8 protein-coding genes and 1 CRISPR repeat array are annotated in these 10,819 nt (G+C 55.5%); of the genes, 1 reads left to right on the top strand and 7 read right to left on the bottom strand.

All coding sequences use genetic code 11. The features are described 5' to 3' along the window. Nucleotide 1 precedes the first annotated feature (1 nt). Nucleotides 2-2,412: a CRISPR direct-repeat array (repeat unit 32 nt; unit sequence GTTTCAATCCACGCGCCCCCGCGGGGCGCGAC). A 190-nt stretch (nt 2,413-2,602) separates the two neighbouring features. Genes cas2 through C4520_13490 form a run of 7 tightly spaced genes read right to left on the bottom strand, consistent with a single transcriptional unit; the run spans nt 2,603 to nt 10,223 of the window. Beyond that, nucleotides 2,603-2,893, bottom strand: a complete 291-nt coding sequence (cas2, locus tag C4520_13520) for a CRISPR-associated endonuclease Cas2 (protein RJP19137.1) — start codon at nt 2,891-2,893, stop codon at nt 2,603-2,605. A 6-nt stretch (nt 2,894-2,899) separates the two neighbouring features. Continuing rightward, entirely contained in the window at nt 2,900-3,931 is a 1,032-nt protein-coding gene (cas1c, locus tag C4520_13515) for a type I-C CRISPR-associated endonuclease Cas1 (protein ID RJP19136.1), read from the bottom strand. Nucleotides 3,932-3,979: 48 nt separating this feature from the next. After that, a complete protein-coding gene (gene cas4 / locus C4520_13510; protein ID RJP19135.1) occupies nt 3,980-4,714 on the bottom strand; it encodes a CRISPR-associated protein Cas4 in 735 nt (244 codons plus the stop codon). Between the two features lie 8 nt (nt 4,715-4,722). Then, nucleotides 4,723-5,604, bottom strand: coding sequence for a type I-C CRISPR-associated protein Cas7/Csd2 (gene cas7c / locus C4520_13505; GenBank protein RJP19134.1), 882 nt, complete (start codon nt 5,602-5,604; stop codon nt 4,723-4,725). After that, nucleotides 5,597-7,387: a type I-C CRISPR-associated protein Cas8c/Csd1 gene (gene cas8c / locus C4520_13500; GenBank protein RJP19133.1), complete on the bottom strand. Its 1,791-nt coding sequence runs from the start codon at nt 7,385-7,387 to the stop codon at nt 5,597-5,599. Before cas8c ends, cas7c begins: the two co-directional genes overlap by 8 nt. Further along, nucleotides 7,384-8,022, bottom strand: coding sequence for a type I-C CRISPR-associated protein Cas5 (gene cas5c / locus C4520_13495; protein ID RJP19132.1), 639 nt, complete (start codon nt 8,020-8,022; stop codon nt 7,384-7,386). The genes cas8c and cas5c overlap by 4 nt, the downstream gene beginning before the upstream one ends. A gap of 29 nt (nt 8,023-8,051) precedes the next feature. Beyond that, nucleotides 8,052-10,223: a CRISPR-associated endonuclease Cas3'' gene (locus C4520_13490; GenBank protein RJP19131.1), complete on the bottom strand. Its 2,172-nt coding sequence runs from the start codon at nt 10,221-10,223 to the stop codon at nt 8,052-8,054. 213 nt (nt 10,224-10,436) lie between these two features. On the opposite strand from C4520_13490, the gene C4520_13485 reads away from it, so the two are divergent. Next, on the top strand, nt 10,437-10,819 hold a 383-nt coding region (locus C4520_13485), incomplete at its 3' end, for a hypothetical protein (protein RJP19130.1).

Below are 10,819 nucleotides of genomic sequence, written 5' to 3'. Positions count from 1 at the left end.
CGTTTCAATCCACGCGCCCCCGCGGGGCGCGACAAATGTGAGGAGCCGCAACCATGAGCTTATTTAAGTTTCAATCCACGCGCCCCCGCGGGGCGCGACCCAGCGGAAGCGGACCGGGGACGGTGGTTACTGTTTCAATCCACGCGCCCCCGCGGGGCGCGACGGAAATCAGGAAAGGAGAAATGATATGTGGAAATGGTTTCAATCCACGCGCCCCCGCGGGGCGCGACTTTCAAGCGCCGGGTCAATGCGAGGAATCAAAGGGTTTCAATCCACGCGCCCCCGCGGGGCGCGACCTTCGCCGCCTCGAGCGCAAGAATCGCAATATTGTTTCAATCCACGCGCCCCCGCGGGGCGCGACCGACGCGACCGAGGACGCTGGCCGACCTGAACATGTTTCAATCCACGCGCCCCCGCGGGGCGCGACGCGCCAACACCCGATTCCGCCCGCCGATAAAATCGTTTCAATCCACGCGCCCCCGCGGGGCGCGACGTCCGTGTTCTCGTCCGACAGGTCCGCCGAGTCCGTTTCAATCCACGCGCCCCCGCGGGGCGCGACGAGATTCCGATTTTGCATCGCGCGTGGCTGCCGAGTTTCAATCCACGCGCCCCCGCGGGGCGCGACCCGTCCATGTTTGTCCATTCCGTCCACTCCTGGTTGTTTCAATCCACGCGCCCCCGCGGGGCGCGACTTCTCAATTAGTAACAGGTCCTCGCACTATATGCGTTTCAATCCACGCGCCCCCGCGGGGCGCGACGCAGCCTCGCACTGCATCCTGGATTACCTCGCCGTTTCAATCCACGCGCCCCCGCGGGGCGCGACATGGAGGCCGAGGTTGGTGTCCCCAGTCCGGCACCCGTTTCAATCCACGCGCCCCCGCGGGGCGCGACACGTTGGGAGAGATAAATGTCGGTAACATTTGTGTTTCAATCCACGCGCCCCCGCGGGGCGCGACGTATAACTACCTCGACAACGCATACGATCATCTCGGTTTCAATCCACGCGCCCCCGCGGGGCGCGACTTGCGCCGTACTTGTCGACCGTCTGTACCTCGTCCGTTTCAATCCACGCGCCCCCGCGGGGCGCGACTCATTCGGCCGCTGCCCGGGGCGACGATCAATTGTTTCAATCCACGCGCCCCCGCGGGGCGCGACGCGCGCGACATCGCCAACGAACTCATGCGCATGGTTTCAATCCACGCGCCCCCGCGGGGCGCGACGCCGCTTCGCCAGGAAGAGCAACATGTCGGGCGAGTTTCAATCCACGCGCCCCCGCGGGGCGCGACAATTCGATCACGCGCCATCCCCGATAGAGACTCAGTTTCAATCCACGCGCCCCCGCGGGGCGCGACGCAACTTGCTTAATGTGCTAATAGAGGATAAGGGTTTCAATCCACGCGCCCCCGCGGGGCGCGACGGCAACCGGCATTGAGGATCCCCAGCGGTTTACCCGTTTCAATCCACGCGCCCCCGCGGGGCGCGACCCACCACGGCTGGCCGTCTACGCGGTAGACGAAGCGGTTTCAATCCACGCGCCCCCGCGGGGCGCGACTGGAAAGTGTTCTGGCAGGCCCGCCAAATGTGCCGTTTCAATCCACGCGCCCCCGCGGGGCGCGACTTGTGGCATCAAGTTCCACAAACATTCCAACCGAGTTTCAATCCACGCGCCCCCGCGGGGCGCGACTCAGTATGCAATTGACGGGCGAAGCGTTCAAGCTCGTTTCAATCCACGCGCCCCCGCGGGGCGCGACACGGGATAAGGCGCGAGCTACGGCTCCGGTACGGTTTCAATCCACGCGCCCCCGCGGGGCGCGACGCGGAGAATCCGGCGACGATCCTCTACGATCTGATGTTTCAATCCACGCGCCCCCGCGGGGCGCGACATCTCACGTGCGTTGCTGAGATTGACGAATCCGGGTTTCAATCCACGCGCCCCCGCGGGGCGCGACGGTCACCATCGGGCGAACCAAAGCGGGTATATTCGTGTTTCAATCCACGCGCCCCCGCGGGGCGCGACGACGTGTTGCTGATGGTAAACCGGGTGCAACGGGTTTCAATCCACGCGCCCCCGCGGGGCGCGACAAATTCTTGATATGCAACATCATGTTCGGCGGTCGTTTCAATCCACGCGCCCCCGCGGGGCGCGACGTGGGGAAATTGGGATAAAGGAGGATGGAAAGATGTTTCAATCCACGCGCCCCCGCGGGGCGCGACTATCTTATGTCTACTTCAGCGGGGCCGTAAAACTGTTTCAATCCACGCGCCCCCGCGGGGCGCGACGCCGGATAACCGCAGACCTGATTGCCGACAAACAGTTTCAATCCACGCGCCCCCGCGGGGCGCGACCTGCTACGCGGCGGGCGAGGCGGACAGGGCAAGTGTTTCAATCCACGCGCCCCCGCGGGGCGCGACTGTGACATAATAAAAACATTGAGGCGCGGGGGTTCCAAACCATTCATTCGCGAACCCTCGCGGGTTTCTACCAAAACGTCTTATTGCTTCAGCGCCACCACTCTGCAAACCGTAAAATTAATGCGTACTTATAAGTTTTCGCGAAACTCCCTGAAACCGTTTGTGTGCTTGTGGTTCGCGCGGCGGAAAATCAAACAATGAGCGGCCCTTGCGGATCGTACGATGTTTCGAGGCCGACGTGTTCGACGCGCGGTTGCCAGTTTTTTCCGAGGAAATAAAAGCGCAGGCTGTCTTCTTCGAGCTTGATCTCATCGATCAGCCGCTGGCGCAGAGAAGCCCACTGCGCCGGATCGACAAGGCATTCGAAGACGGACTTCTGAACCCTCTGACCGTAGTTCTCGCATAATTTAGCGACGCGCCTGAGTCTTTTGCGGCTCTTGGCCGTTTCCGTGTTCACGTCGTACGTGATGAGGACCATCATGGCGACTCATCTCCAAACGAAGGGCGGATATCCTTCGAGGTCTCCGCGCAGATATCGGGCCAGCAGCAATGCTTGTGTGTGCGGCAGAATTCCGATGGCGCATTTCTCGTTGAGAAACGGGTGCTGTATTTCCTCCTGTTTGCGCTTCTGATATGCCATAAGAACCTCTTTCCTTGTCTCGTCATCCATGACGACCGCGCCCGTTTCACTTCTCTTGAATCCTTTGCCGCGAATCTGTTGGCGGTTGACGAGCGAGAGCGCGAGCCGGTCGGCGAAAAAGGGGCGGAATTCCTCCATGAGATCGAGCGCAAGACTGGGGCGTCCCGGCCGATCGCGGTGAAGATATCCGACGGCGGGATCGAGGCCGACTCCTTCAAGCGCGGAGCGCACATCGTGAACGAGCAGCGTGTAGAGGAACGAGAGCAACGCGTTCATGTTGTCGAGCGGAGGCCGGCGGCTGCGTTCGCGAAAGAAGAATTCCTCCTTCTGCGAGACAACCAGATGGTCGAACACGCTGAAATATGTCCGCGCCGATTCGCCCTCGAGCCCGCGAATCCGTTCGAGCGGTATGGGTTCCTTGAGACTGTTTGCGATGCGGGCGAGTTCGCGCACGGCCGTCTCGATACGCGGGGCTCCGGGATTGTCGGGATGATCGCGAAGGGCGCGCAGAAGCGAGGTGCGGCAGTTAGCGATTTTCGCGGTTACGACCGCCTGCGCGATTTCCGCCGAGACGCCTTCATCGTCGGCGCGCCTGTACTGTTCGCGCCTGAGCAAGACATTGCCCGAGACCGGCCCGTGCACGCGGGCCCAGAATCTGCCGGTCTCGCTGAGGAACGAGATGGCGACGTTTCGCTCGCCGCACAGTTGCATGAGCGGCGGACTGCACGAGACCTGCCCGAAGCAGACGATGCCGGAGAGCGTGTGGATCGGGACTCGCAGCTTGGTCTCGTGGTCGACGCGAACGAGGACGGTCTCACCCTCGCGCGAGAGGTATGAGCCTTGCGTCGTGACGAACAAGGTGTTGAGAAGTTGTTTCATTTTCTTTAACCACGAATTAATCGAATTTTCCCTTCGCGGGCCAGAGCTTCAATACGATCCTTTCCTTTTCGCCTGGTCACCGAATGACATGGCGTCTCTCAGATAATGCTGTACGTCTTTGCGCAGTCCAGTTGTCTTGGGCATGCACAGGGAGAACAAAGAGCACTTATCGCATTTTTTCTCATAACGCGCTTTTGGTGTCTTACGCTCTCGAAACAAGATGTGCAGCCGCGCGGCAGCGTCCTCGGTTCTGGAGCGGAGACCGGCATCAAAGACGATATCCAGCCGGCGCACGGTTTTGCCGTAGAAGACGGCTCCGGCGGGCACGTGCACATGCATCATTTCTTCGAGGCAGAGGGCTTCGGCGCACAATTGCACTTCGAAACCTTCCTCGTGCCGCAGCTTGCCGCGCTTGTATTCGATGGGGAACGGCCGCCACAGGCCATTGACGCCGGGCAACGCGACCGCCGGCGGAAGCGTTACCGCCGGAGACATTTGTTCGCCCGAAGATTGGGTTTCTTTTACTCTATGGAACTCGACGACGTCGGCCATGCCCGCAAGACCGAGCCTGAGGGAATGCAGACGCAGTCCTCGCGCGATTCGAATGTCTCCTCGCGATTCGGTGGCCTCATCGGAATGAGTTTTGTTGTGCAGGATTCTTCCCTCGGCCGTGAACAAGTTCTCGCTCCACACCTGCTCCAGATGAATCAGGGCGCACTGCCGCTCGCAGAACACCAGATGCTCAATCGCAGATATGGGCAAAAGATCATCTTCGGTGAACATAACGAACCTTAGAGCATTTCAAGTATAGTGATCCCTGACGGCAGCCCCTCCCTATCAAGACCGACCTCATAATCGCTGAAAGACCGGGGCGGCTTTGTGGAATCGGCGCGACTCACGGTGAGCCTGTTGAACAGGACATGTGCAGGAGCATTGCCGTATTGGCTGTCGTGCCGGAAAGCAATGAGTTTTCTTGTCGCCATTTCACCCCGAGCCGCTGAGCGGTCGTGCTCGAACATATTTTTAAGAGACTCCCAAAGAAGATTGATGTCTTCTTCGCCGAAACCTGTTTGTGCGGCTAGAGGAGCCGAGATGAACCCATGACATCTGTAAAGAGCATACGGGAGTGTGAATTTTCGGCCCATCGTGCGATTGTCACCCTGCTGTTTTTCGGCTTCGGCTTCGGTGGCTACGGCCATCCGAGTGATGCTATGTTCCAGGGGTATTACTTGATCTATGCTTCGGGCGAAAGTCAGCTGCACTGGTCCCCGCACCTGTCCACAATTTACCCCCAATGACATCACAGCGCCGAAAGTTCTAACATCATAGAAGTTGCTGCACATCCATCCGCAGGCATCGTTGACCCTGTCGCCGCCTTTTCTCTTCTTGCTCTCCGGCTCAAGGTCGATTCCAAGCGCCTCATATGCTCTTTCATGTTGTTTATTCAGGATTGCTTTTTCCTTAACATAGATTTCGTAAGGGGGTTTTTCTTCTTTAACGAGAGCGACGTAATTCCGCACCTTGCGCTTCAGGCACACATCAGTGACAAGCCCATGTCCAGTCTCCGGGTCCACGCGGGGAAGGTTGCCCGCGTCCGGGTCTCCGTTAGGATTTCCATCTTTCACGTCGAAGAGCAATACGAAGTCATACCGGTTGGCAATTGCATTATTCATGGTCTTCCTCCCCGTCTCTTGCATCTCTCTTTTTGAAGAATTCCTCTCTTTGATGGTAATATCCGATGGCGAATTTTCCCTGGTCTTGCAGGTTTAGGAGCGCCGGGAAGTCCTTGACGCCGGCCATGATCTCCCCTATCTGCTTCTCCAGGTTGACAGCCTCTCCCCTGCTTTCGAGTTTCGATATGTGATGATTCTTGAGTTTGAGCAGATGGGGAAAAGCAGTAAGAGGCGTACTGGATGCCGCCCCATAGTACCTGTCCCTTATGGTTGCATTGATTCCCGGGTTTGCGCGTTCTTGCGCCTTCTCCAGGACGGCAAAAAGGCGTCCCAGCAGATAGCCAGCGTTTGCATTCTCCCTGTCGAGCGACATGCCGACCTCCTTTTCTCCCGTGTCGTAGTATCTCGCATTTCTCACAAGAACTCCCTTGATGAGACATGCACGGGGATACGTTACATTTTGAAGTGGTTTTCCATTCGCATCATTTTTGGATTGCTCGGCCCTGATTCGTCTTATTGCAGACGAAAGCAGGGTTGCAGGGTAAGGGGTGCCATTTAAAATTGATTTCATCATCTCTCCGGCGAGAAGAGGTTGAATATTCTCAGCTTTTCCCAGTTGCGCTGTGGAAACCAACAGCCGAAATATTGAAAGATAGTCTCGCTCTTTCGGCCCATGGACTATCGAGCAATCATTGAAGTGTTGTTTGATGTTGCGAGCTACCTCCCCCACTGTTCCTTCATACCAGAAGCGTACAGCAATTCGGGAGGCATTGGGCGCAAGCCCGAGAACAAAGAACCGCGTGTAGTCGTCCTCAAGGGGAGGCGCTCCCATGCGGGGAGCAAGGAAGAGAGTCCGAACAGCTTCATTATCCTGTTCAGACTGGTCTGCCGGAAGCTCACCAAAAAAATCCGCGAACCACTCTTCCATCTTATGGGCCTGCTCGGCCCAAAAGACAGTCGTGGCATCTCCAACCTGAATGCGCTGCCTCGAATCCTTCGCCAGCAGGAGGTTGAGGGCAGTGGTGTAAGCATGTTCGGCCTTCGCGCCCACAGGCGCATTGTATCCCTGTTCTTTTCCATAGGAGTTAAACGCATTGAGGTTGAAGGATACTATATTTGCTCCGGAGGATTGTGCGCCGCGAACTCCTCTGATTGGAGCATGAAGGCGAGATGGGACATCTAATTCGCCCATAACGAGGCATGGTTGCAGACGACCACCTATCGCTTCTTGATTGGCTGAATCAATAGCCATTGCAACTGCATCACTCTGGCAGGCAAGGATATTTTCGCCCATTACTTTGAAGCTGAGGTTCGCACCAGTTTCTTGAATTTCCGGCCATAAGGGGTGACCGAATACCTTGTTTCGTTCCGAGCCCTCAAGAAAATGCAGCACAGCGGCCACGCCTCGATCGGTCACAGGTTCAGAGAATGTTTCTCTTATTTTGGAGATGAAGCTTTGTCTTTGTTTCTCCGCTCTTTGAGTGAGCTTTTCGGGTGCTTTGGTTTCATCCGGTTTCGGCATTCCAAAAACATATGCCGGGGTCCCCCACAAAAGGTTTGCGGCTATATTCACTGACTTCTTCACTGACTTCGGGACTACGTATTTTCGCGCTCCCTTCTTCCCCGCATTATCGCGTGTATCATCGATGCCTAGAAATTGTCCCTCCTTTGAAATGGTAATGATAAATGGAATTTCCTTCACTTCGAAGCCTCTTGGGGCTACTCCAAAACTTCGTTCGAGGGAAATGCGCCGATAGTATCCAACCAACGCTTGCAAAATCATCCTCGCACCTCCTCGCTGTCGAAAGGCGGAACCTTCAGTGTACCGCCTTCAAGAAACGCGCGGAAGAAGCGAGGCGTGGGCTCTTCAGCGCCGTAATGCATATCATAGAGCATCCAGCCAAGGTCTTTATTGATTGGTTCAGGAGTCGGCGGTTTGCCAATGCATGGCTCGAAATTCGCCGCAAATTCCCGGCATCCCAAATAGGGCCTATGAAAACATTGACCCTTTTCTATCCTTCGCGCGAACATTTCTTCAAACTTGGGAACGTTGTCCGCGGAACCCGCCCCGCCGACCAATTCGAAGTAAGCGTGGACTGTGTAGGCGACATCGCGAAGGAAAAGCCCCGCGCGCTGCTGTCGTTCTTTCTCGACAAAAAAACCATTGCTGCGGGGTGACATGACGCAACCGACTTCATTTCGCCGGACGGATTCCCACCGGATCGGCTTTAGCACATCAATTTGCGTAATATGCCAGGCGATGGCAGGTTTCCAGAGAATAGCATCGAGAATCCCACGCGCGGCAGAAGGGGTCATTACGTCGTAAGATACACGCTCTACTTTCATTTCAGGACGCGTGAAACATGCGTTCTGCCCCCATACCTTGAGAAGCAGGGGACGACTTCGCCGTTGAGACATTGCTTTTCTTACCTCCTTCCTCATGCCCGTTATACAATCAGGTCGTCGGGCTCAAATGGTTGACTTTCGGGGCAAAAACCAAGAACTTGATCGTAATGCCCGATGTCCGACTGAACGTAGATGCTGGGGAAAAGCTCTTCTATTTGCCCCCCCTTGAGGAGTCCGTTTACCTTGTACCGTGGGATGTTGACCACATATCTTTGCAGCTTTCTCATCAGCCATCGTTCGGGGCCCTTCTTTCTCAACAAGTCTATCAACCTTACTCCGTCAACGTATCGAACGAGCACAGTCGCCTGTTGGGCTTCGTCAATTATTTGGAATTTCGAGGCTGCCGTTCGAAAACTGAAACGCAATTGCGGATCGGGCATGAGGTCTTTCAGTATGCCTTTGGCATCGAGCCTATCCGCGCGCAGCCAGTAGAGTTCTTGGAAATACTTCGTAAATCGTTCCGGCGCAAGAGGGTCTTCTTCTCCAGTGGATATCAGCAACCTCCGACCGATTTCAGCAGCTTGCCTCAAATATCCTGCAGGGGCCTTACCCTCTGGCACAAAAAGCTTGACGCTTCCCCATGCTAATTGGCCTTCTCTGTTGCATCTGCCCGCGGCTTGGGCTATGGAGTCCAGGCCGGCAATAGCCCGATATACAACCGGAAAATCAAGGTCAACACCGGCCTCCACCAGTTGCGTGCTAATGACACGAATTGGGATAAGCGCCTGAAGCTGCCGCTTTATCTCTGCAATGACCTTCGAACGATGCGCGCCGCACATAAGTGCCGAAAGATGTATGGTTCCGTCAGGCATCTGTCTGTAGAGTCTCTTGCAGTCGTCGCGCCGGTTCACAATGCATAGCACCGTCGGGTGCTCCAAAAGCTGTCGGGCGAGTTCTTCCCATGCGAGTTCCTGGTGCAGGTCTTCGGGTATTTGTACAGTTACTCGTTTTAGGCGCGCGTGGAGAAGATCAGGATTTTCAATGATCTCGCGGATACCAGGCAACCCCGCAAAATCAAAATCAATAGATTGTCTGGGCGAGAACGCAGGTTGGGTTGCCGTAGTGAGCAGCAGCGTCACTCCATAATTCTTGTAAAGCTCTGCCAATGCCTTCAGGATGGGGTTGAGAAGGTCGGGCGGAAGGACCTGTGCTTCGTCGAGGATAACAACACTATTGACGATATTATGAAGCTTCCTACAGCGACTAGGCCGAGATGCATAAAGCGACTCAAAAAACTGCACGGTTGTTGTCACGATTATTGGGGCGTCCCAATTTTCGGCAGCAAGGTTGCGCCTCAAAGGCTCCCCGTCTTCCGTGAAATCAATATTGCTGTGATGCTCAAGGACCGCGTCGCCGAATATTTCCCTGAACTGATCGGCAGTCTGTTCAATGATGCTTGTGAATGGGATAACGTAGATGATGCGGCGTTTGCCATGTTCCAGGGCATGATTCAGGGCGAACGCCATCGAGGAGAGAGTCTTGCCACCGCCCGTAGGGACTGTCATGGAAAAAATATGTGGCTCAAGGAATGCTTTCGAGATGCATTGGCGCAGTATTTCCGCTCTTGTTGTGTTGACGGTGGTTTTCTCCGCTTTTGCAGTTTTTCTCTGCATGAATGCATTGAATGACGGCAGGAGTTCCTTCAATTCAGGATAGCCCTCTCTGCTCGCGAACTTTTCGGGATTCACAAATGCCTCCGTATCAAGAAAGTCGGCGTCAACGAGGCATGAGAAGAGCATCCTTATCCACATTGAGGGATCGGCACCGGCGGGCGGTTTCTCCGGCGGCAACTTCTGGGTGAGAATATTTTCGGGCAGGTTGTTTACAATGTCACGGAGTTTCGCGTTTTCGAGTCGTTGTGCGAGCCCAGATAAGCCGGAATCTTCGGATTGCCAATCGGGCAGCCCTGCATGATGTCCGGCAATAAGGTAGGCAATCAAGCGACCGGGGAGCCCGAACTTTTCGCACGCCTTCATCGCCCCGTATGTTGAATGATCAATCTTCCCTGGCTTTCCCCTGATATAGCGCTGAAAATCCTCTGAATATTTGCCAAGGTCGTGCCATAAGCCCGCCAAGCCTGCCCAATCGGCACAGCCAAAGTTTTGCGCAAAATGTGAGGATAATTTGGAGGTTCCTTGAAGGTGTTCTGCGAGGAGTTGAAATCTGCCATCTTCGGTACTATGGGCTAGCGCCTTTTCTTGATAGGATTTCATCTTTTCCTGATTACAGTTCGCACGGGATAAGCAGCAGGCGATTCATGTCAATGAGACTGCGGCATTCGGCATAACTTCGACTAGGAGATTTTTAGCAGTCCAGCAATCTCCTTTTTCTCAAGGGGATGGAATAGAATAATTCCTGGCGGATCAGATAGTTCTGTCCTCTACTCTTCTCCCCGCGCAAGCCCGCGCCTTCTCCTAAAGGTGGGATTGATAGTTAATCACAAAGTCGCAAAAAAATCAAATAGGAAGCGCCTTTGTCAAAGAGTCGGGGAGGCGGCCCTTCTGAAGGAGGGAGAGGAGAAAAAGAAGAGTGTTCAGCAACGATCGAATTCGAGAATCCGCAGGATAGACACTGGGTTGGGAATTGGGGTCGCATCCTTACTCTTGATTGCGCTGCAAAACCCTCTCTTTTTGTCCAACACGTGCACTCCATTGTGGGAGAACTTGCTTGAAATCCGATTGAGTTCGGAGCGGATGAAAAATCTCTTCAAGGGTTACGGTGGCGCTGGCATAGTTTCCCTTCTTTACTTGATTTCATACAGCAATGAGGCCGTCAAGCGCTATTATAGGTCGGAGCGGCCGCAAGCTGT

It is taken from the genome of Candidatus Abyssobacteria bacterium SURF_5, from assembly GCA_003598085.1.
Classification (GTDB): domain Bacteria; phylum Abyssobacteria; class SURF-5; order SURF-5; family SURF-5; genus SURF-5.
The sequence above is the reverse complement of the archived record's forward strand: the minus strand, read 5'-3'. Positions and strand labels throughout refer to the sequence as shown.